Source organism: Haloarcula sebkhae (assembly GCF_014647415.1).
GTDB classification, from domain to species: Archaea; Halobacteriota; Halobacteria; order Halobacteriales; family Haloarculaceae; genus Haloarcula; species Haloarcula sebkhae.
Genome location: NZ_BMPD01000001.1, coordinates 753,323 through 775,871, shown reverse-complemented (window position 1 = coordinate 775,871; position 22,549 = coordinate 753,323). Strand labels below are relative to the sequence as shown.

Here is a 22,549-nt window from a genome sequence, read left to right as displayed (position 1 = left end):
GTCCCTGTTTTCTCTCGCCGCTGGTCTTGTTTTCCGCGCCGTTGCTTCGCACAGTTGTCCGATTACGGATCGACGTTCTGCCCGAACGATTCGAATGCACCTAATGGATACAATTACATTTAGTTGTATTAGGTATATCTGGATGGGTTTCCAAAAGTGTTTTTAGTAACTGCCCATCTATAGCAGATATGAGCGGAGAACGTGACATCGCACACATTCAGTCCCACACCGAATACGTACGGTCACAACGGACGTGTCGGCGGTGTGGGAGCAGTATTCCAGCTGCTAGCGGCCGTGCTACCGACGAACTGTGTGAAAACTGCAGTGTTACCCACGCTACCTGACTCATGAGTGCTACCACGTCACCCCTGTCGGACACCGATCTGGACGAGACGCCGGAGTTCGAACTGGACTGCCTGTACGACGACCCCGAGAACCCATCGGAACTGACTATCTTCCCTTCGGACTGTCAGCAGTCCGTGACAGAGTGGGTTACCGCGGACCGTTCGGCGACCGTCTCGCTTGAGGAACTGCGCTGAGCGGCACGCGTCGCCCGGCTATCCGCCCTGACACAGTCTTCTGGCGTCCTGCATTGCCTCGTTGGTCTCGCAGACGAGTGTCAGGTGATCGCCGTTCGCGAGGCGGAAATCGCTGTCGGGGACTCTGTCTGTGCCGTTGCGGCTCACCATTGCGACCAGACAGCCGTCCGGGAGCTTGTCGGCGGTCTCCTCTATGGTCCGGTCGACCAGCGAGTCGTTGCTGAGTTCGACTTCCAGTACGTCCCCTGTTCGGCCGGAGTCCGACAGCCAGTGGGCCAGCGCTGGTCGCTCGACCGCGTCATCGATTGCGTCGGCGACGGCGAAGCCGGCGGAGATGGTCTCGACGTCGAGATCCTCGAAGGCCTCGACGTTGTCCGGCTGGTTCGCTCTGGCGACCACGGTATCGACGTCGAACCGGGTCGTCGCCAGCTGTGCCACGAGCAAGTTCACGTCGTCGTCTGCGGTCGCAGCGACGACGACGGATGCCCGATTCGCCCCTGCTTCTTCGAGGACGGTCGCGTTCGTCGCGTCCCCGTGAACGACGCGGTGGCCGTCGGCCCGGGTCCGCTCGACGGTGTCCTCGTCGCTGTCGATGAGGACGACCTCCTCGCCGCGTGACTCGTACCGGACTGCCAGTTCCCGGCCGACACGACCGCCACCGACGATGAGTGTTTGCATAGGAAGGATATCAAGCGCTTGCGCGAAGTGACGGGCCAGCCCGCCTTGAAACATGACGGTCGCGAAGATGACGAGAAAGACGGTCCCGACGAGAACCGTCGCGGCTTCGGGGTTCTCGGGACGCAGTTCGATGGCAAACAGCGTGGCGACGCTGGCCGGGACGATACCGCGCGGCCCCATCCCGCCGACGAACATCCGCTCTCGAACTGTCAGTCGGCCACCCAGCGTCGAGAGGAACACGCCAAGCGGGCGGACGAGCGCAGCGACAACGATGACGACGACGAGCCCGCCGACCCCGAGCGCACGCAGGTCGCCGAGTGAGAGCTGTGCCGCCAGCACGATGAACACGAACGAGAGCACAAACAGCGTAATACCGCCCTTGAACCCAGCAACCTCCTCTTTGTGGGGGATCTCGGCGTTCCCCAGTACGATACCGGCAACGGCGGCGGCTGCGATACCGGCCTCAGAGAGCCACATACTCCCGAGCGCGTACGCCAGCAGTGCCGCGGTCAGGACCACGACCCGGGCGTTCTGAAGGGCATTGTCCGCCGACAGGTGCCACCGCTTGAGCAGTAGTGCGGTGCCGCCGCCGACAGCGATGCCGACGACGTGGCCAACGGCCAATCGGGCGACGAACGCTTCGATGACGACGACCGGCGAGGACTGGCTCGCGATGACGAACTCGAACGTCGCCACCGCGAGGATGGCGGCGGTCACGTCGTTGATGATCCCCTCCGTCTCCAGCGCCGCGGCGACCCGGTCCCGTACTGGAACCACCTGCATGATCGGCGTGATGACCGTCGGCCCGGTGGCGATAAGCAGGCTCCCGACGAGGACGGCGACCGGCCACGTCGTCCCGAACACGACTTTGACGGCGACAGCGGTTCCGACAAGCGAGACGAACGCCCCGATTGTCACCAGTCCAAGCGCCTCTCTGGACGCTTCACGGACTCGATCGACAGTGAGGTGGAACGCCCCTTCGAAGACGATAATGCCGACGCTGAGGCCGACGATAGCCTGCAACCCGGCCTGCCCGAATATCGCGGGGTCGACAAGGTCGAGCGCCTGCGGGCCGACGAGGACGCCGGCGACCAGCAGGAACGCGACGCTCGGGATCTGGAGCCAGTCGGCGACCAGTTGTGCGGCGACCCCCAGACTCACGACCAACACGACGGCGCCGATAAGTGATTCTGCTCCGGACACAGGACTGACGATCCTTCGACAGCCAGCGCTAAAGACCTATTCACCGAAAGAGACACACCATCGGCGAAGGAATCGACAGCCAATGCCGACCGCACGTAACCGCGACGTGTCTCTCTACTACGAAGCCGACGGCGACGGCCCGACCGTCGTGTTCATCAACGACGTGGGGTACGGCGCATGGCTCTGGGGCTGGCACTACGACGCTGTCGCCGGCCCCTACGAGACGGTGGTGTGGGACCTCCGCGGGACCGGCCGGTCGGACGCGCCCGCGGGACCGTACGATGTGGGAACGCTGGCGGCCGACCTCGAAGCCGTGTTGGCCGACCACGGCGTCGGAAGCGCCCACCTCGTCGGGGCCGGCCTCGGCGGGATGATCGCGCTCGAATACGCACATCAGTACAGCCGCGCCCGCTCGCTGACACTGTACTGCACGGCCGGATCTGGCGATGCGATTGACCGGGACGCACTCGACGCGCTCGCGCTCGATGCTCCGTCGTCGCTCGACGGCGCGTTCTCGCCGGCGTTCCGCGAACACGACCCGGACCTCATGGAGCAGATCGCAGGCTGGCGCGCCGATGAGGACGCGACTGGAGCGGCCCGTGATGCACAGGCCAACGCGATGACAACCTTCGACGCGTCGCCGCTGTACGAGATCACCCAGCCCGCCGAGGTGTACTACGGGCTGGACGATCCCGTCGTACCTCCGGAGGCCGCACAGTCGCTTTCGGCCGACCTCCCCCGTGGGACCGCGGAGGCTGTCGAGGGTCGCCACTGCTGTTTCGTCGAGCACGCACCGGCGGTGACCGACCGATTGGTGGCGCTGCTTGACGAACAGACCGAGTGAGCGGACGCAATCCACAAATACGCGGCCTGATACGTGTGAAGTATGACTGACCGGACGGCAGCCGTCATGCGGACGACGGCCGAAACGGACATCGAGGTCACGCTCGACGTCGACGGTGACGGCGACAGCACCATCGACACCGGCATCGGCTTCTTCGACCACATGCTCGACTCGTTCTCGACCCACGGGCTGTTCGACCTGACCGTGCAGTGTGACGGCGATCTGGACATCGACGACCACCACACCGTAGAGGATGTCGCCATCACGCTGGGCGAGGCGTTCACCGAGGCGCTGGACGACAAGCGCGGCATCCGCCGGTTCGCCGACCGCAAGGTCCCGCTTGACGAGGCCGTTGCGAGCGTCGTCGTCGACATCTCCGGCCGGCCGTACTTCGCGTTCGACGGCGAGTTCTCGCAGGACTCTGTCGGCGGGATGACCAGCCACATGGCCCAGCATTTCTGTCGCTCGCTGTCGATGAACGCCGGGCTGACGCTGCACTGCGGCGTCGACGGCGAGAACGCCCACCACGAGATCGAGGCGCTGTTCAAGGGGCTTGCCCGGGCGCTTGACGACGCGACCAGAATCGACGAGCGCCGGTCCGACGTGGCGAGTACGAAAGGCGAACTGTAGTCGACTGCAACGCGACTCCCTCCTGTTTCAACTGCTGCCGGCACCGATTAGTGGCCTCACGTCTACCACTCCGTATGTTCGACGAGATTATGCAGAAATTTGAGGACTCTCCCGGCCAGCAGGATGTCATCCGGTTGCTGCTGGAACGAGGGTTCTCCGTCAACGAGGACGGCCGCGTCGTCTCAGGCGGCATCGAAATCCCGAACACGGGTATCGCTCGCGAGGCCGATGTCGACCGCCGGGTTGTCAACGCGACGACGGACGCGATTCTCGACGACGACGACCTGCGGCGCATCTTCCGCAACATCTCCTCCGTGCCGAGCCTGCTCGACCTCGCACCGGTGCTCGATCTGCACGCGGTGACCGTCACCGTCCGCGCCGCCGACGAGTCCGGCATCGTCTCGACGGTCACGTCGGCTATCGCCGACCACGGTATCTCTATTCGGCAGGTCCTGAGTGAAGACCCCGAGTTCACTGACGAACCGAAACTGTACGTCATCACCGACGAGGAACTCCCCGGCGACCTGATCAATGACATCCGTCGGCTGGCGTTCGTTCGGACTATTGAACTGGCATAATGCCGGCAATGCTCACCGTCGAGACGCCCACCGGCGAGACCCACGAACTCACTGCCGAACGTGGGGCCGTCCTCCGTGACGTGCTGCTCGATGCCGGCCTCTCGCCGCACGGCCGCTACGCCGAGCGGGTCAACTGCGGCGGCCGCGGCATCTGTGCCACCTGCGGCGTCCGACTCGCCGAACCGCCCGACCCCAACCACTGGCACGACGACCTCGCCGACCGATTTGGCTACCCCCGGTTCTCCTGTCAGCTCCGGGTCCGCGATGGGATGCGGGTCAAACTGCTCGACAAGCGAGTCTGGGGGTCACGACAGGCCGGCGACGGCATGGAGTAACTCGATGCCGTACGCAGGGAGCGAACGACAAACGCTATTCCGCCGCCGGGCGTACCCCGGTCCGTGACGGACAGCTATCGGACCGTTCCGGGCCGCGGCGAGGCGCGCTTCGAGGTTCGGGGTTCGGAGTTCATCGGCCACATCGCCCCGGTGACGACTGTCGAAGACGCCGAGGCGTTCGTCGACGCCATCACCGAGGAGTACGCCGACGCGACTCACAACGTCCCCGCCTACCGCGTCCGGTCCGACCCTTTCCGGGAGTATTCCAGTGACGATGGCGAACCAAGCGGCAGCGCTGGCGACCCTGCGCTGAACGTCCTCCAGCAGCGCGAGATCGAGAATGTCGTCGCCGTCGTCACGCGCTATTACGGCGGGACAAACCTCGGCGTCGGCGGCTTAGCCAGTGCCTACTCCCGAGCGGTGAAGGAAGGCGTCGACGACGCTGGTGTCGTCGAGGAAGTTCCCCACGAGCAGTTCACCGTGACCGTCGCCTACGACGATTCGGGCAGCGTTCGGAGCCTGCTCGAATCCGCGGGTGTGGAATTCGAGGCTGACTACGAGGCTGAAGTCGTCTTCGAGGTTCGAGTCCCCACTACGGAGGGCAGCGAACTGCGGGACCGCATAAGGAGCGCAACCAGCGGGCGGGCGGCTATCGAACTAGCCTGACCCCCGCTACTCGTAGGTCGGCAGCCGCGCCGACTCCGCCGAGCCGTCGATAAAGGGCAGGTCGACCTGCTGGGCGCTGACCGGCTCGCCGTCGATGCGGATTTTCAACGCTGCTTCGGGCCGTTCCCAGCTGAGATTCGCCAGTGCAATCGGGGCTTCTCGCATCGGACTCTGCGTGGCGCGGGTCACGTCGCCGACGTGCTCGTCGCCGGCGAACACCGCGGCACCGGGGTCAGGGCACGCCTCGACGGCGAGGCCGACCAATCGCTGCGTGGGGTGGCCGCGGTTCTCGATGCGGGAGACGACCTCCTGACCGACGTAACACCCTTTCTCGAAGTCCAAGGCGTTTCGAAGGCCCAGATCGTTCGGGAGCGCCCCCTCGATCTCGGTATCGAACAGCGGCGTCCCGGCTTCAAGCGTCAGCGTCTCCCAGGTCTGGTAGCCGAAGGGGACGGCGTTGAGCCCGCGGTTGACCAGCGTATCGAAGACCGGTTCGGCGTCGTCAGCGCTACAGACCACGTCGTAGCTCTCCTCGCCAGTGAGGTCGTCCGTCCGGATGACGGAGACGCCTGCGTCGCCGAGTTCGCCCCGCTCGAAGGTCAGCGGTGCCGGCGGGGTGCCGGTCTGGTGGAGGACGCTGGCGATTTTCTCTGTCGCTTTCGGTCCGTGGACGCCGAAGACGGCGAAGTCGTCGGTCGCCACCTCGAACTCGACGTCCTGAATGAAGGTCTTGTCCGCCCACTCTCCGGCCAGTTCCTCGGCTTTCTGGGGCGGTGTGAACACGAGCAGGCGCTCGCCGGCGTTGTACACGTACATGTCCGTGTCGACGCGGCCGTCGGGGTCGAGCAAGAGCGCGTAACAGCCCGCACCGTCCTCGTCCGGGACGCGGTTCGAGACGGCATTGTCGACATAGTCGACGCGGTCCTCGCCGGTGACGACGATCACGCCGTAGCCGTACTCCATCGCGCCGACGACGTTCCGAACCGCGCGGTGGGTCCGCTCCGGTCGCCCGTAGTTGTCGACGACCCGCCGACCACCGACCTCTCTGAACGTCGCTCCATGGGCCTCGTGAACGGACTCGAGAACAGTCATTGTACAGGTGTGCGGCCCTCGCGGGGAAAAACGTCCCGTTAGCGCCGTCGGCGTGCGAGGACAGCTACTGCGAGCAGTGCGGCCATCGTCAGAGCGACGGTGAAGCCCGGACCGCTGCCATCCGTCGTTTCTGTCGCCGTCTGTTCCGGCGTCGGGGCCGCCCCTCCTGTCGTCGATTCCTCACCCGGTCTGAACGCGGTAATGTTCGTCGTCGTGGTGAGGTCTCCGGCTGTCGCGGTGAACGTGACGTTGCCGGCTGTGGGGACCGGTGCCGTTATCTCGCCGTCCGGGTCTGTCTGTCCGACCTCGGTCCCGTTCCGGGTCACTGTCGCGTTCGCCACCGGCTCGTCGTACTCGTCGGTGACCGTGAGCCGGACGGTCGCATTGACGACGACCTGTCTGTTGTCCGGCGTGAGCGTAATCTCCGGGGTGCGCCGGATGTCCACGTCGATCGACGTTTCGTCTTCAGCCACGCTGACGCGTCTCTCGACCGTTTCGTATCCTTCCTTGGTCACTGTGACGTCGTAGCGGTCGTTGACCGGCACGCTGACCGACGCTGTCCCGTCGGAGAGCGTCGGTACGGTGCCGTCGAATCCGCTGCCTGATTGGACCCGGACGCTCGCGTCCCGGATCGGTCTGGAGTCGTTGAAGTGGTCGTCGACGACCTCGGCCTGCAGCAGGACCGACCCCTCGCTGATCCGGACCGTCGTCGCCGCCTCGCCAGTGACAGACACGGCGGTCAGGTTTCGGTAGAACCCCGGCTTGGTGACGATGACGCTGTACTCGCCTTTCTCGACAGGCTGTGTCGTGACGGTCCCGTCACTGCCTGCGTTCCTGTCGACTACGTAGTTCCCGTCCCGATACAGCCGGATTCGAGCGTTCTCGGCCGGCTGGCCGTCCGCCGTCACCGCGTTGACTGTGGCCGTCGCTGACTCCGAGACCACTACCTCGATGGACTCCGCCTCGGCATCTTCGACGACGTAGGGGACGTTTCGGACGTACTCGTCGTCATCTATCTGGAGCATGACGTCCGCTCCCTCGGGAACATCGATAAGTGCCTGCCCGTTTGCCCGCGTCGTCTCATTGGACGGCCCGCCTGCGCCGTCGTCCCACGTCGCCGAGATATCGATCCCGCTGAGCGGGTCACCGTCTTGATCGACGACGGTGACGGAGAGCGTCACCTGCGACTGTGCACCAGCTGTTCCCGCCACTACTCCGGCCCCTACCAGTAGTGTCAGCACCACAGTTGTTAACATGGCACGGTGGCCGAGCATACCTGATTAATAAAAGAGTGGACGTAAATCAGTACTGCCGGTAGGGACTCCCTACGGTCGCCTAGACTGCTGTGAATCGACGAGCCGCTCGACTTCGGACGGTTCGAGCGGCGTCAACGGTCCGGACAGTGTTCGAGAGAGCGCTGCCGCCGCAACACCGTGGAGCAGCGCTTCGTCCGTGTCGGCACCGGCGGCCAGTTGCTGGAGCGTCGCGCCGATGAAGGCCTCGTGTTGTCCCGATTCGTCCACTGCCGACGTCTCGATGGCATCCTGCTCGTGAATGACGCCGTCGTGGTAGGCCACCGCACCGTACTCGCTCCGGGTGAGAATCACGCGGGTGAGATCGTACTCCGTTGCGAGCGTGTGCACGACTTCGCGCGGACTCCCTGTCGTATCAAACACCGCGGATACCTGCTCTTCGGCGGCAAAGAGGGTATCGACGGCCGGCAGCAGGTCTGCAAGCGCGTCCTGGGCATCCTCGGCGTCCCACAGCCCGGGATGGAAATCGAGATCGAATGCCCGCATCCCTGCGGCCGCTCTGAGCAACGCGCCCGTCGTATCGGCGGCTGTGTCAGACAGTGAGAGGGTTGCGCCCGAGGTGAACACCACGTCCGCGTTCTGTATCTCGCCCATCGGCAGCTCGCCGGGGGTCAGCGTCGCCATCGCGGTGTTGCTGCGGTCCTGTAGCAGCCGCTCGGCACGGGGTGGGTCCGCGTCCTCGTGGAACGTGAGCCCCTGCCGTCCGGCGCCCGGGTCTGCCCAGACAACGTCCGTCTCCAGCCCGAACTCGTGGAGCTCCGCGACGACGCGCCGCCCCAGTGGTGTGTCCGGAACCTTCGATAGCCACCGTGCGTCAGCCCCGAGTCGGCCGGCCGTCGCCGCGACACCGCTCGCGGTCCCGTCGACGCGAATCGTTGCCTCGCGGGCCGTTTCGAACCGCTGTCCGTCTGGGGGTGCAAATCTGAGAGCGGTCTCGCCGAACGTAACGAGTGACATACCGCGTGCATCGGGAGATGGAGGTTTAGTTTAATCGGCTGTATCGACTGCTGTGCCGGGGGCGGACCGGACTTCCTCGCTATCGTCGCCGACCGCCGTGTCCGGGGTAATCACGCTCGAACCGGTCTTCGAGTTCCTGCCGGTCGATGTGAATGACCGTCGGTCGCCCGTGGGGGCACGCGTAGGGGTTCTCACATTCGTCCAGTGCGGCGAGTAACTCCCTGACGGACCCCTCAGTGAGCGACGTGTTTCCGGTCACGGAGGGGTAACACGCCAGGTCGCCGAGCAGTTCGTCGGCCGCCGCTTCGACCGTCGCCGCAGCTTCGTCGTCGCCGGCGACAAACGCACCCAGTACATCCCTGACGATGTCCGGACCGGCCGCATCGGCGATAACGCCCGGGAGAGTTCGGACCTCGACGCTTCGCTCACCCGTCCGCGCCGTGTGGAACCCCAGACTCGCTAGCGCGTCGCTGCGCCGGTCAAACACGTCGGCTTCGCGGGCGGTCAGTTCCAGTTCGACCGGGGTAGCAAGTGCCTGTGTCGTCGTTTCGCCTTCGAACTTGGCCTTGAGCCGTTCGTAGTTGACCCGCTCGTCAGCTGCGTGCTGGTCGACTAACACGAGGCCGTCGTCCGTCTCCGCGACGACGTAGGTGTCGGCTAACTGTCCGAGAATCCGCATCGAGGGCAGCGATTCGTGGGTCGCGTCCGGTTCGTCGCCGAGACGTGCCTGCTCCTGACCGCCGGTGAACTTCCGTTCCCCGCTCTCTGTCTCCGTTCGGGCCGTTGTGGATATCTCGCTTCCCTGATCATCGCTATCTCCACCCGAAACGTTACCCCCGGTCCCCTCCATCTTAGATTCGCCCGACGTGTCGTCTGTTGGGTCGGCTGCAGGGGTCTGTTTCGTGTCGGCTGATTGAACGGATTGGGCTGTGTCGGCGGACTGGCGACCTGCTGTCTCTGTCTGGGTAGTGTCCGGTCGGTCTGTGGGCTCAGTGGCCGACTGCTGTGCTGTTGTATCAGCACTGTTCTCCGTTGTGGTGGTGTCCGAGGTTGCTGCTTTATCTGTGGTGTCCCGGCCCTTCGGGCCCGACCGCTCACTGTCGTCTGCTACGCCCGAGTCCGGCGTTATCTCCGTTTGTTCGGGTGCTGATCGGCCACGCGGTGCTGTCGAACGCAGCAGCCCTTCCCGTAACAGCGCGTCCTCGACGGCGGTTCGGACCTGGTCGCGAACGCCTTCATCGTCGGCAAAGCGGACCTCCAACTTCCGGGGATGGACGTTCACGTCCACGTCGCCCGCGGGCACGTCCAGAAAGAGGACGGCGAAGGGGTAGCGATCCGGCGCGATCTGTGTCCCGTAGGCGTCGATGACGGCGTCTCGAACGGTGCCGGCCCTGACGTAGCGACCGTTGACGTACGTCGAGAGGTACTCGCGGCCGGCGCGGTTCGTCTCGGGATGTGACACGAGGCCGTGGACGCCGTCGAGCGGCCCGTCGGGGAAACTGTCCGTCCCGTCGCCATCCGCGTTCGCTCCCGACCCCGCACCGACCGAAATCATCGACTCGGCCACTTCCCGGCCGTAGACAGACATCACCGTCTCGCGCAGGTCGCCCTGGCCGGTCGTCGAGAACGTCTCGCGGTCGCCGTGGGTCAGCGAGACGGCCACGTCCGGGTTCGCCAGCGCGTAGCTGGCGACGACGGTGTTGACGTGTGCGAACTCCGTCGACTCCTGCTTGAGGTACTTCCGGCGGGCCGGGACGTTATAAAAGAGGTCTTCAACCGCTATCGTCGTCCCCTCCGGACAGCCGGCGGGGCCGACTGACGTGACGTCGCCGCCTTCGAGCACGAGTTCCGTCCCGACGTCGCCGCCGCGAGGTCTAGTCCGGATCGTTAGCCGTGAGACCGCTCCGATCGCGTGCAGGGCCTCGCCGCGGAACCCGAGCGTTCCCACGCCACCTTCCAGATCCGCAATATCGCGGATCTTCGAGGTCGTGTGTTTCTCGACCGCCGTCTCGACGGCCTCGCGGTCCATCCCGACACCGTCGTCCGTGACCCGAATCCCGTCAGTTCCGCCGGCCTCTACGACAACCTCGACGCGGTTCGCATCGGCGTCGATGGCGTTCTCGACCAGTTCCTTGACGACGGAGGCCGGCCGCTCGACCACCTCGCCGGCCGCGATGCGTTCGACGGTCCGGTCGTCGAGTCGCTGGATATCGGTCATACGTGCCTCCGCATGTGATTGCCACCGGCTAGCGGTCGAAGCGACTTGATACTGTCTGCCCTCGCCGCGCCTATCAGTCTGGTCATGAAAATAGTTAACACAGAACAGTCCTGACCCTCGCATGGTGACGACCAATGTGCCACCACACAGAACGTTCCTGGACCGAAGCGACGGCGGACGACGAGGCAACTGACGAGGACGAGGAGGAACTGCCATCCTTCCTCAACGAGGAGGCGCCCGAAACCGAGGTGCTGACCGACGGCGGCGACGAGGCGTAGCAGGGTTTCCCCTCGGCAGCGGTGTTGGCAAACCGGCTTTTTTATCCTGTGTGAGTACCGCAGACCCGCAAGTTAGTCGTGTGTGAGTATCGCAAACCCGATAGCTAAAGTACGCTCGCCGTCAGTCGCCACTACCCTGTGGATATCGACATGGAACAATACGACCAACTCTACCGGCTCTACAAGAGCGTGGACACGACGACGCTGCGCGGCTATCAGGAGTTCGTCGACCTGTTTCCCCCGCTCAGCTCGACCGTCGCGCTGGAACAGTGGGAAACCGCCAGTGAACGCCTCGATGCCCTCAAATCGGATATCACTGCCGAGTTTCCCGGGACCGGCGAGACCTACGCGGAAATCGCGGCCCGGCTGACCCGTGACGAGGCCTTTACCGCGCTCGATCTCTACTCGAAGTACGACCGGTCGGTGAACGTGCTCGTGCTGGACGTCGACGAGACGCTCCGGTCGGCCGGCGACACCGACAACGAAATCCCCCGCGATACGCTGTATCTCCTGACGCAGTTCCACGAAGCGGGCGTCCCCATCGTCGTCTGTACCGGCCAGACCCTGGAGAACGTCAAGGGGTTCATGATACAGGGGCTGGGCAACAACCTCGTTTCCTCCGGACAGATGAGCATCGTCTACGAGTCCGGTAACGGCGTGTTCACGCCCAAACACGGCGAGGACACCAAGCGCCTCCTCTACGAGCGCCTCGACGATGCGGTCGTGGACGTGTTCGAGACCGTCCGCCGCCGGGTCCTCTCGGAGGCCCCCGACGCCGTCGGCAAGCGCTGTCATCTCCAAGGCAACGAATTCAACGTCACGCTGAAACCCAACGCCGAGGTCGGCAGCGACAACGCCGTCGAAATCATCGACGAGTCGCTGCGGTACCTCTGTGGGTTGGTCGGCGACGCCATCGCCGCACAGGTCGACGCCGAAGTCGAGGACCCTGCAGGCTACGCGCGGGCCTACTTCAGCCGCGACCCTGAGATTCTCGACGTGCTGGCGGCGGGTGATCTGTCGACCGACGCCGACATCGACGACGCGCCCGAGACGTTCCGCGACATCCTCGAACGCGTTGACCTGGGCTACTACGAGGGCGATGCGGCCGAACTCGTGAGTCTCGAACTGGACAAGTCTGCCGGTGTCGAAGAGGCCTTGGACGTACTGGGCATCGACGACCCGTTCGCGCTCGTGATGGGTGACAGCAAGAGCGACCTGCGGGTGATGCGCTGGGTCGACGACAACGATGCCGGTATCGCCGCCGCACCCGCCCATTCCTCGCCCGATGTGCTCGACCACGTCAGTTCGCGAGACGATCTGGTGTACGAGGCCGGGGACGCCAGCACGGTCCTGCGGACTGTCTATGGCATCAGCCTCGTCGAGCAACTGGACGAGCAGGGCGAGTGAGCTACGACTCCCCGCTTTTTGACGGTCTCGACCGATTGAGTCCCACGGGCTACCCACCCAACAGTTAGGCGTCTCCTCGCCGAATTACAACCATGAGCCTCGATAACGTGTTTGGGCAGGTGCCGGACCCGCAGTCGTACTCCTTCCCGGACTACTCGCTCCCGCAGGGCGACCCCGTCAAACCCATCGCGCTGACCGACGATGAACTGACGGCGCTGCTCGACCTGTACGACGCCTTTAGTGCCGTGGACCCGACGGGTATGGATTCGAACCCCTTCCTGCGGGCGACGAGCGAGTTCCTCCAGCAGACGCTCGGTGCGCCGCTCACACGGCCCGATGAGCAACTGAACGATGATATCGCCGGTCTGCTCAACGACTTTTCGGACGACATCGGTGGGCAGTCGATGGGCGTCGTCGATGCGACGCCGGCCCATCACCGGACGCTGTACTTCTTCCTGACAAGCTGTAAAGCGTATCACATGGCCCCGCATCTGCGGTTCGACCCCGACCCGGCCGCCGTCGAGACGCTGTACGCGGTGTACAAACGAGTGACCGATCAGGCGTTCTACCTCAAGCGGCCGAAGAGCGTGCTTGAGTGACTGCCGGCGCATGCCCGGCGGGCGCTCCGGTCCGTTTATCGGGGAGCGAGGTAAACTGCCGCCAATGACAACCGACCAGCCCGAGATTCCGGTCGTGTGCGAGGAGTGCGGGACGCGGACATCGGTCGCCTTCGAGGACGTCGAGGACGCCGTCGCGCGCCACAACGAGCAGCTTCACGACGGCGAGCCGGTCGCTGAGGTCGACCCCGACGTACTGGAAGAACTCGCCGACCGTCTGGCAAAGGACATCGGCTTGCTGGAATAGTCCGCTGTCCAGCGTCAGTCGTCCAGCGGGAGCCGCTCGTAGGCTTCGCGGTCAGCGCCAGCAGCGAGCGTGCGCGGCCGCAGCCGACAGACGTTCTTCACGGTACGCGGGCCGAGCACGCGGGGCGAGACGAACCGTGGTCGCCCCGACTCAGTTCCAGGGCCGTCACCCAGTGCGAGCACCGCGCCGTTGAGGTCGGCGAGTGGGATACACGCCAGGTCGCCGTTCGCCGATTCGAACTGGACGTGGGTCGTATCGCCGGGCATCGACGCCGCCTCTAACAGCTCGAACACGGCGATACCGGTGTACTCCCGTTCGATACGGTCGCCGGAGGCACACTCGAATGCGACCGGTCCGGAGATGACATCGAACGGGAGGCGCTCGGGTGCTACGTCCCAGGGGACCAGCAGTGGGTCAGCCCCGTCGATGCGGACCGTCGGCCGCTCCTCCGGTGTCTGCGTCATACGTATTCTTTCCGCCTGAGGACCTTCAGCGGTTCGGGACGGCTGTGATTCACCACCCACATCCGACTCTCACTCCCGGGAGTGGAGCGAGTACGCGATAAAGAGAACGCCGACGAACTGGAAGGCGCGAGTGACGAGCGTCAGCGGTTGCTGGAACTGACTGGAGAGCAGGTCCTGACGAAGGAGGACCGAGCCGGTGAACGCGACGACAAAGGCCACCGCAGTGAGGCAGAACAGCCCGACAGAGAGGTACTGCATCGCACGGCTATTGTGTCGCCGATACCCTCGGTAGGCCTGGTAGCCGACGTACCCACCCAGTACTGTCGAGCCAAACGCCAGGGCGGTGATGAGCCAGTTCATGAGCGTCTCGATGGCGACCATGTCAGAGATTCTCCCACATCTTTGTGAATCGGTCCGCAGTGTCCTGTTCGTCCTGTCCCGGGAACGCCGGCGGTTCGGCCCGCTCGATTTCGGTTTCGAAGTCACCGTCAGCAAGCGCTAGCGAGAACTCCGAGAGCGTGGCAGCGAACACGCTGTAGTCGTTGCCGCCCGTCTCTATCTGGGTCTGCTCCTCGATGAGGCCGTACTCCTGAAGCCACTCGACCCGTCTGTACACGGTCGGTTGTGACATCTCACACTGGTCGGCGAGCTGTTTCGCGGACATGGGTTTGACACTCGTTGCTGCGAGGATGTCCCGGGCGTACTCGTCACTGAGCAGGTCGAGGATGTCGCCCACGGCCGGGTCCTCACTCACGTACTGGACCAACGCCCCGTCCCTGAATAAAAGGTCCTGTCAGTTTCCGAGTCAGAAGTCAGCCACGTCAGAGAATGGGGCAGTGTCAGCGGAGACCGGTGCGGGCAGGGCATTGCCTTCGGGCGAAGGTGGGGCGAGGGAGGGGACCAGTTCACGGGCGGTTTGGCCCACATTCCTTCCCAGAGTGGCACTCCGGGGAACCTTAGGGCAGTGTGGTGGACAGACAGCGGCCATCGCCGGAGGGCGCTGGTGGCACGGTGTTGTTAGGGCCGCTGCACTCGAATTAAGGAGGGGTTCCATAATATAACGTGCAGTCGAACTTCTGGCCCAGAAAACGGCGGCTTGATATGCCAGCGTGGGCGTTCACTCGCCGCTGGGACAGCCGATCGACTGGCCAACGATGACGAGTCGGTCCGCGGACACGCCTCTACCGCGAACCTTGTACCGGTAGCGCTCGCAGTTCCACGACACTGATGTTGTCAGCCCGTAGCTGACCTGCGCCGGTTGCCCGTCGATTGTCCTCCCCTCGCTGGCGTTCTCTTCGACAGCCAGCCGGTCGTACTTGGCAACAGTGATCAGACTGGTTCGGTTCATGTAGCGGAGGCCGACGCTGTGGACCCGCCCCCGTGTCTGGGTCGCATAGGTCAGTTCGTACCCCGGCGGGATGTCGGGCTTCGGAACCTGAATCTCGGTGTCGGCTTCGAGCGCCCCGACCGATTCGTAGGTCTGTTGATCCGGCGTCTCTGGGACCCTGACAGTCGTGTTGTCGGGGAAGTTGGGGGTAAACACGTCCTCGGACACGCCGGTGTCGTAGGTGACGTTCGTGTACGTCGTCGTCACGACTGTTCGCTCATCGTCGGCTGTCCACGCAGTGCGCTTTTTCACCGGGAAGAACTGCTCTGTGTCCACCCAGACCGTCTGCTCGTAGGCCGCTGTGTCGTCTTTCGGTGCCACGTGAATGACATAGGCTTCACGCCCGTCGATTGATTCGGTACCGCGGTAGCTGACGGTCATCGTGCCGGCAGAGACGGTCGGCCGCTGCTCGCCGCGGGGAACAACGGGCAACGGCTCAACCGACGGTGAGTCGGTCGTCGTGTCGGTTGCCGTCTCCATGTTGAGATTCGCAAACAGACGCTGCAGCCGCTCACCCTGGTCTGAATCGGTTCTGCTGAGAGAGATACGTGTGGCGTTCGTGCGGCGCTGGTCGTACAGCCACAGCATCGATCCGTTCGACACCCGTCGGTCGTATCGCTCGACAGTGCTGTTGACGACCGCCAGCCGTTTCTTCTGGGTCCCCGGCCGGAGCGCGGCGTCGTAGGTCGTCCGGCTCGCAACTGTCCCGTTCCGGGTAATCGTCGTCGTCTGTGTCGCGTTCACGCCGTCTATCGACTGGTAGCGTTGTTGCACGTCCGCATCGATCTGGGGCTGATCGGCGGTCCCGGGACTCGCGAACGCAAGCGACCAGATCGAAACAGCCAGTACACCAACAACGACTACCGTCGCGATGGTGAGAACCAGTCGTTCCGATGTGAGGTGTCGAGTGACCATATCTCGGGCTATCGGGCGCAGGGGACTGTCTGGCTACGTTCGATCTGTCTGAGCGACAATATTATGTAGCACATAACTGGCAGCGCAAGTAAAACCTCCTATCTGCTGGTTCTGGATCACTGATAGTTGTATCATCCGGGAAGTCGGGGGAAAATGCGTCACTGGACACATCGGTGTCGTACGAGATGTTCGCGTACCTCGTCGTCACAACTGTGTGCTTTCCATCTGCTGTCCAGGCAGTCCGCTTTTTGCTCGGGAAGAACCGCTGTGTTTCGACCCAGACTGTTTGCTCGTATGCTTTTGTCTCGTTTCTCGGCGTCACATGGACGACGTACGCTTCGCGGCCGTCAACTGGTTCCGTGCCCCGGTAGCTGACGGTCATCTCCTCGGTCGACTTGACTGGCCGCCGTTCGCTCTGGGGGACAACAGGCAGTGGTTCAACCGACTGCGGGTCCGTTTTCGACTCATCGAGTTTCGTGAACAGGCGCTGTAGCCGTTCACCCCTGTCAGACTCAGTCTCAGGGAGAGGAACTCGCGTCGCACTTTCACGACGGTCGTTGTACAGCCATAGCGTTGACCCGTCCGAGATCCGCATGTTACTCGCCCGTGCCGTACTATTGATGGGTACGAGCCGCTTTCTCTCCGTCCCCGGCTGGAGCGTCGCGTGGTAGGTCGTTCGGCTTGCAACTGTCCCGTTCCGTGAGACGATCGTCGTCTGGATCGCGTTGACACCGTCTATCGACTCGTAGCGTTGCTGCACGTCCGCATCGATCTGCGGGTGGTCGGCGGTGCCGCCGCTTGTGGCCACGAGCGACCACGCCGAAATAGTTAGAACACCAATAACAAGGACTGTCGCGACGGCAGGGACAAGTTGCTCCGTTGAGAAGTGTCGAGTGACCATAGCTGGAGTACGGGGCAGAGACCGCCCGGCGCTGTGTGCGCAGCCCGAGCGACAGTGTTATCTATCAAATCGTCGGCATCATAAGTAAAAGCACCTGTCTACGCCAGTCAGTAGTCACCGAGTACGCCGAGCCGTCTGGCCCGCCGAGTCGTGTACTGAAACACGACGTACCCCAGCAGTACGTAGCCGGCTGGGACACCGACGAGGAGCCCCAAGTCGACGGCGGAAAACTGCCAGAGCCGGGTCCCGTCGACCATCGCCCGCTGGAGAAGCGCGCTTCCGTGGGCCAGTGGCAGGACCCGCGTCCAGCCGAGTTCGAACACGGGCGCGGAGATGAGGACGATGAACCCGAACTGGAGCAGATTGAGCCAGTTCCCGATGCGCTTGTACAGCACCGCGACACCACCGGCAGCGAACCCAAGCCCCAGCACGGAAGCGATAGTCAGGGACGCGACGACGACGACAGTAAGGACGTTCAACTGGAGCGTCGTGCCGGTAATCGCAAGCATCACTGCCAGCACCACCGTCGAGGTGATGAACGTCCGGACGACTTTTGCGACGCCCTTGCAGAACGCGACCGGCGCGAAGCCAAACGGCGTCATGACGTGCCGTTCGAGCGTTCCCCACTGTGCCTCGCTCCCGATATCGTTCGAGATTGACTGGTACGCGCCGACAGACAGCGACCACAGGAAGTAGCCGACGATGATACCCTCGATAGAGTCCGTTATCGCCTGTCCGGCAAGCATCCGACCGCCGTAGAACAGCAGGCCGAAGAAGAACACCGAGATGACGATGCCGCCGACGGCGTTGGCCGGATAGCGGACGAAGATGAGGTACTCGCGGTACAGCACCGCCCGTGCGAGGTCGAGATAGCCCGCCTGCATGGCGGCACTGGAACCGTCACTGTCGTCCGCGTGCGTGTCAGCACTCGCAGTCATCTGCCTGATTCTGCCCCCATCATCGTTCTTGTCCCGTAATTTCGACGAATACGTCCTCTAGGTCCGGTTCGACCGTGCCGACAGCCGAAAGCGTCACGTCGTGGTCTCGGCACAGGGCCAGCAGGCGATAGAACCCGTCGCTGTCGGTCGCTACCTCGACACGCCGGCCTCGCTCGACATTCGTCACGTCGGCCACCTCGAAGCGCTCCCGGATCGTCGCGAGCAGGTCGTCGGTGATGTCTGGGCTGGTGACGGCAAAGGCGTTCGCGGTGAACTGGTCGAGCACGGCAGCCACGCTGTCGTCTGCGATAATCTCTCCGTTGTTCATGATGATGACCCGATCGCAGACATCCTCGATGACGTCCATGTCGTGGCTGCTGACGACGGCCGTGAGGTCGCGCTCGTCGACGATGCGGCGCAGTTCCCGCCGCAGCGTCAGCGAGCTTTCCACGTCCAGTCCCAGCGTCGGTTCGTCGAGAAACACCAGATCGGACTCGCTGGCCAGCACGCTCGCCAGCGACACCTTCTGTTTCATCCCGCGGGAGAGGTCCCGGACCGGCTCGTCGGCCTTCTCAAGGAGATCGAGTTTCGCCAGCAGGCGCTCGTGTCGGTCGGCGACGGCATCCGGCTTGACGCCCTTGATCGTCGAGAAATAGCGCAGGTTCTCCCGGACGGTCAGCCGCCAGTAGTCGTTTCGCGCCCCTTCGAGCATCCCGTCGACGTGACGGTAGGCCGCTCGCGGGTGCTCGCTCATGTCGATACCCTGTATCCGAACACGTCCGGAATCAGGCAACACCAGCCCGAGAATTGATTTTATCGTCGTCGTCTTGCCCGCGCCGTTGGGTCCCAGCAGGCCGACGACCGTGCCCTGCTCGATGCGAAACGACACGTCGTCGACGGCCGTCACCGCGTCCGCACCGCTGCCGAACTGCTTCGACAGCCCCTCGACGGCGAGTGCGGGCGTCGCTCCGTCCCTCGGCGCAGCCGACTGCTCGGCGGTCCGCGAGCCCTGCCGAGGAGGGCGCTGGGATGACATTACCAACACTGAGGGCTTCAGAACCAAAAGGCCAGCCACGCCCCGCGGTGGTCTGCTGGTGTTACTGGCCTATACCCACTGTTTCCCGTGTCTTCTCAGGTGGTGTTATTTATCCACTAGGATTACAGTACAGTGGCAGATACGCCATGCCGGTTCGATATCGAACCAGTGGATATCCAAAGGTGTATTCAGTGGGCCTGCCCGCTGATGTCCGGCAGAGGTTCGGTATCTCCGAAGAGTTCGCGTACAGTGCTGAGACCATGGTGACGGCGAGATTCACTACGAGAGCAGGTCCCCGACTGTTCGCGATGAGCCGCTCCTTGTCTGAGTTGGGGACCTAGTCGGAACTAGCGGAGCGGTTACGAGATCTTGACTCCCGATCAGATTAGTTACTACAAACGATACGTTGACTGATACAACTGTCATAGAATCATCCGGAGAGTGTCATACAGTTCCACGAACGGCGGGAATCCGCTTACCAAATGTTCACCCAGTCATCCGCTTTGGCGAGGTCAAACGCGGCACCCGAGTCCGGTACGATCTCGGGATGACTTCACGCGTCGGATATGGCAGTTCCTTCCACTCCATTCATCCTTTTCATTAATTCTCTGAGTGAGAGGAATACCGTGTCGAGCTATTGTCAGCAGATTGTGGGGAATATGTATTACTGAATCCCTGTTCACCCATCTCTCCGGTGGTAACTTCTTCGGAGGTAGTGAATTCTCCGACGAGCGAACGCAGGTCACTGGCTTGTTGAGAGAGTCCCTGGATATTATTGGTTACTTCGGTGACTGACGCCGCTTGCTCTTCGGCAGAGGCCGCAGCGTTTTCTGACTCCGCAGTCGTCTCCTCGCTTATCGAACCAATCTCTTCAACCATTGCGACGACTTCCTCGCTTGAGGTGGCCTGTTCAGCTGTCACATCGCTAATAGATTGTACACCATCATTTGCGGATTCGACTTGTCTGGCAATATCGGCCAGCGAATCAGTCGCTTCTTCAACTGTTGTGTGCCCATCTTCAATCTGAGTCCCAATTCCCTGCATATCGGTAACAGTCTTGTCAGTAACTGATTGCACGTCGGCGATGATTGAGCTGATATCGTCTGTCGCCTCCTGAGTTTCCTCTGCGAGTTGCTTGACTTCATTAGCGACGACGGCGAATCCCTCTCCGTCACTTTCGCCATTACCGCCGCCAGCACGGGCCGCCTCTATATTTGCGTTGAGTGCAAGCATGTTCGTCTGCTCGGCGATATCGTCGATAAATGTCACAACCTCGTTAATTCGATCTACCTCTTCAGCAAGTTCCTCTACCTGCTCTATTGTTGCCGCCGTCTGTTGCTCAATATTTGCCATCTGTTCCGACGCCTTTTCACCGCTTTCTCGACCAGCCACAGCCGTTTCAGCCGCTTCTTCGGACTGCATTGCAACCTCATCCGCCGAGGAAGAGATTTCTTCAATGGTCGCCGACATATCTGTCATCTCATCTGTAACTTGCAAGATGCTCTCGTTTTGATTTTCTGCTCCAGTCGCAATCTCTTGGACAGCTTCGCTTACCTGCTCACTCGCCGCCTTGATTTCAGCGGCGCTTGCAGAGATCTCTTCTGTAGAGCCGTCAACGTTGTTGGCAAATGACTCGATCTTGACGATCGTTCGTTCAAGCTCTGCAACCATATCGTTGAACGCCTCCGCAATATCACCCATCGCGTCGGTGTCCGTGTCTTCGTCAAGTCGTTGTGTCAGGTCGCCGTCAGCGGCTTTCCCCATCACTTCACCAAATTCTTCTGCACGGCGTTCAAGCGACGTTGCCAGATCCTCAGCTTCAGCTTGCGCCTGCTGAGCGTCCTCTCGTGCTTCGGTGATGTCCGAAATGAACCCTTCCAAGTCGGCTTGCATCCCGTCTAGGGATTCGCCGAGACGGCCCGGTACGTCTTCTTCTAGAACATCGGCGTTGAATCGTTGCTCTGAGAGCGCGTCAGCTTGGTCTGCGACCACTTCGAGATACGCCTTGATATCTCTGAATGCGGTTCGCACCTGTCCAACTTCATCAATACGACCTGCATCGGTCACTGGCTCATCTAAATTCCCTCTGGCAACAGCTGTTGCTTGGTCTGTAAGCTCTCGCATTGACTGGATAGGACCACGGTTCACTAACCAGCCCAAAAGAAGCAAGCCAGCAATCGATACACCAACGAGTGCAACAACATTGGTCGTGACTTTCTGTTGGATTGCAAGCGCTGACGATTTGGGGACTCGCTTAACAGCAACCCAATCAGTCCCTCCGCCGACAGGGGCAAACGCGACAAGCGAATCAGGGGTGATTACCGTTCCTTTACTCTGTTGGCCAATTGCAGACAGAATTTCTTCCGAACCCTGTGCACTGTACGGTGAAAGTAGTGCCGACTCGTTCAGACCAAACACTACGTCGGTCGTCCCAGCAGCAACAACTACAGTTTCCGTGCCATTAATCGAGTTCCGAAACCGCTCAGCCCGTTCGCTTGTGTGCGTGACTAGCACCACCGCTCGGTCTGAATTCGGGACGGGAGAGATGAACGCTATAGATGTTTTCCCGTCGTCATCTCTGTACACCCATGAGCGCGATACTTCATCTGCACTGTTGAACGACAAATCTTCATATGCAGTCTCCATTGGCCAGACGATGCTGGTTTCCTGAATGCCAGCTCCTTCAACTTCTGAGTTTGTGCTTGCGATAATCGTGCCACTTTCCCGCTCAATGTAGTGAAGTGCAGTGACATCCGCTGACAGGTCGGACTCTCTATCCAGTAGCGTCTCCCGGGCACTAGTTTCGTTGCTGGCAAACCCACGGTGCTCAGATAGCGACCTCGTGTTCTGTTGTTGTGTAGTGAGCCACTGTTCTAAGCTATCACCCTCCATTTCCGCGTTTGTTAGGAGGTTCTGTTGTTGCTGCTCTGTCACATCGTTAGAAACCTGTGCTTGTGTTATCCCGCCAATAGAACCAACGACTATTAGAATAAGCAGTGCTGATAGCGCGAATTTTCTTGTATAGCTCTTCCGTATTGCTTTAGGAAGGTGATTTTCAAGATTCATATATGGAGATGGGTTCTGTTTTCGCTTTTAGCACTCATGATGGCTGGGTATAGGGCAGGATTTCTAATGGTTAAAACTGCTGGCGAGATTATTTTTGTTGATACTCATGAAGGAGATAAGAGCAGATGATGTATTATCAAGGGTAGAATTCACCACCTAAAGCGGTACCGAGGTAATATCCGCAGACAATATAAGGAAATCATAGCATAGTCGACGAACTTGCGGACCCGGACGGTTGCG

At 62.1% G+C, this 22,549-nt stretch carries 23 protein-coding genes; 10 read left to right on the top strand and 13 right to left on the bottom strand.

The features are described from left to right. Window positions 1–347: 347 nt before the first annotated feature. Window positions 348–539, top strand: a complete 192-nt coding sequence (locus IEY38_RS04060; protein ID WP_005536973.1) for a DUF7511 domain-containing protein — start codon at window positions 348–350, stop codon at window positions 537–539. 18 nt (window positions 540–557) lie between these two features. On the opposite strand, the gene IEY38_RS04055 is transcribed toward IEY38_RS04060, so the two are convergent. Continuing rightward, the gene (locus tag IEY38_RS04055) at window positions 558–2,420 is read right to left on the bottom strand and encodes a cation:proton antiporter domain-containing protein (RefSeq protein WP_188975526.1); all 1,863 of its coding nucleotides are present in this window, start codon (window positions 2,418–2,420) and stop codon (window positions 558–560) included. Window positions 2,421–2,502: 82 nt separating this feature from the next. On the opposite strand from IEY38_RS04055, the gene IEY38_RS04050 reads away from it, so the two are divergent. The 5 genes from IEY38_RS04050 to IEY38_RS04030 all read left to right on the top strand — a co-directional run bounded on the left by IEY38_RS04050 (window position 2,503) and on the right by IEY38_RS04030 (window position 5,473). Then, the gene (locus IEY38_RS04050) at window positions 2,503–3,264 is read left to right on the top strand and encodes an alpha/beta fold hydrolase (protein WP_188975524.1); all 762 of its coding nucleotides are present in this window, start codon (window positions 2,503–2,505) and stop codon (window positions 3,262–3,264) included. A 42-nt stretch (window positions 3,265–3,306) separates the two neighbouring features. Then, the gene (gene hisB / locus IEY38_RS04045) at window positions 3,307–3,894 is read left to right on the top strand and encodes an imidazoleglycerol-phosphate dehydratase HisB (protein ID WP_188975522.1); all 588 of its coding nucleotides are present in this window, start codon (window positions 3,307–3,309) and stop codon (window positions 3,892–3,894) included. Window positions 3,895–3,968: 74 nt separating this feature from the next. Then, window positions 3,969–4,472 carry an ACT domain-containing protein gene (locus IEY38_RS04040; RefSeq protein ID WP_188975520.1) on the top strand — a complete coding sequence of 168 codons (504 nt, stop codon included), beginning with the start codon at window positions 3,969–3,971 and terminating at the stop codon, window positions 4,470–4,472. Next, the gene (locus tag IEY38_RS04035; RefSeq protein WP_188975518.1) at window positions 4,472–4,807 is read left to right on the top strand and encodes a 2Fe-2S iron-sulfur cluster-binding protein; all 336 of its coding nucleotides are present in this window, start codon (window positions 4,472–4,474) and stop codon (window positions 4,805–4,807) included. Before IEY38_RS04040 ends, IEY38_RS04035 begins: the two co-directional genes overlap by 1 nt. Before the next feature lie 63 nt (window positions 4,808–4,870). Then, on the top strand, window positions 4,871–5,473 hold the full coding sequence (locus IEY38_RS04030; RefSeq protein ID WP_188975515.1) for an IMPACT family protein: 603 nt from the start codon (window positions 4,871–4,873) through the stop codon (window positions 5,471–5,473). 6 nt (window positions 5,474–5,479) lie between these two features. Here the strand turns inward: IEY38_RS04030 and ygfZ are convergent, their stop codons facing one another. The 4 genes from ygfZ to mutL form a co-directional block, all read right to left on the bottom strand. Further along, on the bottom strand, window positions 5,480–6,565 hold the full coding sequence (gene ygfZ / locus IEY38_RS04025; protein ID WP_188975513.1) for a CAF17-like 4Fe-4S cluster assembly/insertion protein YgfZ: 1,086 nt from the start codon (window positions 6,563–6,565) through the stop codon (window positions 5,480–5,482). A gap of 38 nt (window positions 6,566–6,603) precedes the next feature. Continuing rightward, complete coding sequence (locus tag IEY38_RS04020) at window positions 6,604–7,776, bottom strand: carboxypeptidase regulatory-like domain-containing protein (RefSeq protein WP_188975511.1); 1,173 nt, start codon at window positions 7,774–7,776, stop codon at window positions 6,604–6,606. 114 nt (window positions 7,777–7,890) lie between these two features. Beyond that, window positions 7,891–8,835, bottom strand: coding sequence for a sugar kinase (locus tag IEY38_RS04015; protein WP_188975508.1), 945 nt, complete (start codon window positions 8,833–8,835; stop codon window positions 7,891–7,893). 79 nt (window positions 8,836–8,914) lie between these two features. After that, window positions 8,915–11,053 (bottom strand): DNA mismatch repair endonuclease MutL, encoded by a 2,139-nt coding sequence (gene mutL, locus IEY38_RS04010; protein ID WP_188975506.1) that lies wholly within the window; start codon window positions 11,051–11,053, stop codon window positions 8,915–8,917. A 134-nt stretch (window positions 11,054–11,187) separates the two neighbouring features. On the opposite strand from mutL, the gene IEY38_RS04005 reads away from it, so the two are divergent. The 4 genes from IEY38_RS04005 to IEY38_RS03990 all read left to right on the top strand — a co-directional run bounded on the left by IEY38_RS04005 (window position 11,188) and on the right by IEY38_RS03990 (window position 13,602). Then, the gene (locus IEY38_RS04005) at window positions 11,188–11,331 is read left to right on the top strand and encodes a hypothetical protein (protein WP_170096710.1); all 144 of its coding nucleotides are present in this window, start codon (window positions 11,188–11,190) and stop codon (window positions 11,329–11,331) included. Between the two features lie 138 nt (window positions 11,332–11,469). Beyond that, window positions 11,470–12,738 (top strand): HAD family hydrolase, encoded by a 1,269-nt coding sequence (locus IEY38_RS04000; RefSeq protein ID WP_188975504.1) that lies wholly within the window; start codon window positions 11,470–11,472, stop codon window positions 12,736–12,738. Between the two features lie 92 nt (window positions 12,739–12,830). Then, the gene (locus IEY38_RS03995; protein WP_188975502.1) at window positions 12,831–13,337 is read left to right on the top strand and encodes a hypothetical protein; all 507 of its coding nucleotides are present in this window, start codon (window positions 12,831–12,833) and stop codon (window positions 13,335–13,337) included. A gap of 64 nt (window positions 13,338–13,401) precedes the next feature. Further along, on the top strand, window positions 13,402–13,602 hold the full coding sequence (locus tag IEY38_RS03990; protein WP_050037213.1) for a hypothetical protein: 201 nt from the start codon (window positions 13,402–13,404) through the stop codon (window positions 13,600–13,602). A 14-nt stretch (window positions 13,603–13,616) separates the two neighbouring features. Here the strand turns inward: IEY38_RS03990 and IEY38_RS03985 are convergent, their stop codons facing one another. The 8 genes from IEY38_RS03985 to IEY38_RS03950 all read right to left on the bottom strand — a co-directional run bounded on the left by IEY38_RS03985 (window position 13,617) and on the right by IEY38_RS03950 (window position 22,309). Then, window positions 13,617–14,066, bottom strand: a complete 450-nt coding sequence (locus IEY38_RS03985; RefSeq protein ID WP_188975500.1) for a molybdopterin-binding protein — start codon at window positions 14,064–14,066, stop codon at window positions 13,617–13,619. 69 nt (window positions 14,067–14,135) lie between these two features. After that, window positions 14,136–14,447 (bottom strand): DUF7521 family protein, encoded by a 312-nt coding sequence (locus IEY38_RS03980; RefSeq protein ID WP_005536991.1) that lies wholly within the window; start codon window positions 14,445–14,447, stop codon window positions 14,136–14,138. Window position 14,448: 1 nt separating this feature from the next. Then, entirely contained in the window at window positions 14,449–14,820 is a 372-nt protein-coding gene (locus tag IEY38_RS03975; RefSeq protein ID WP_049909028.1) for an ArsR/SmtB family transcription factor, read from the bottom strand. 363 nt (window positions 14,821–15,183) lie between these two features. Then, the gene (locus IEY38_RS03970; RefSeq protein WP_188975498.1) at window positions 15,184–16,368 is read right to left on the bottom strand and encodes a LolA family protein; all 1,185 of its coding nucleotides are present in this window, start codon (window positions 16,366–16,368) and stop codon (window positions 15,184–15,186) included. Window positions 16,369–16,429: 61 nt separating this feature from the next. Further along, complete coding sequence (locus IEY38_RS03965; protein WP_188975496.1) at window positions 16,430–17,269, bottom strand: LolA family protein; 840 nt, start codon at window positions 17,267–17,269, stop codon at window positions 16,430–16,432. A gap of 107 nt (window positions 17,270–17,376) precedes the next feature. Further along, window positions 17,377–18,207 carry an ABC transporter permease gene (locus IEY38_RS03960; RefSeq protein WP_188975494.1) on the bottom strand — a complete coding sequence of 277 codons (831 nt, stop codon included), beginning with the start codon at window positions 18,205–18,207 and terminating at the stop codon, window positions 17,377–17,379. A gap of 19 nt (window positions 18,208–18,226) precedes the next feature. Further along, the gene (locus IEY38_RS03955) at window positions 18,227–19,243 is read right to left on the bottom strand and encodes an ABC transporter ATP-binding protein (protein WP_188975492.1); all 1,017 of its coding nucleotides are present in this window, start codon (window positions 19,241–19,243) and stop codon (window positions 18,227–18,229) included. Window positions 19,244–19,843: 600 nt separating this feature from the next. Beyond that, window positions 19,844–22,309, bottom strand: coding sequence for a methyl-accepting chemotaxis protein (locus tag IEY38_RS03950; protein ID WP_188975490.1), 2,466 nt, complete (start codon window positions 22,307–22,309; stop codon window positions 19,844–19,846). Between the last annotated feature and the right edge of the window lie 240 nt (window positions 22,310–22,549).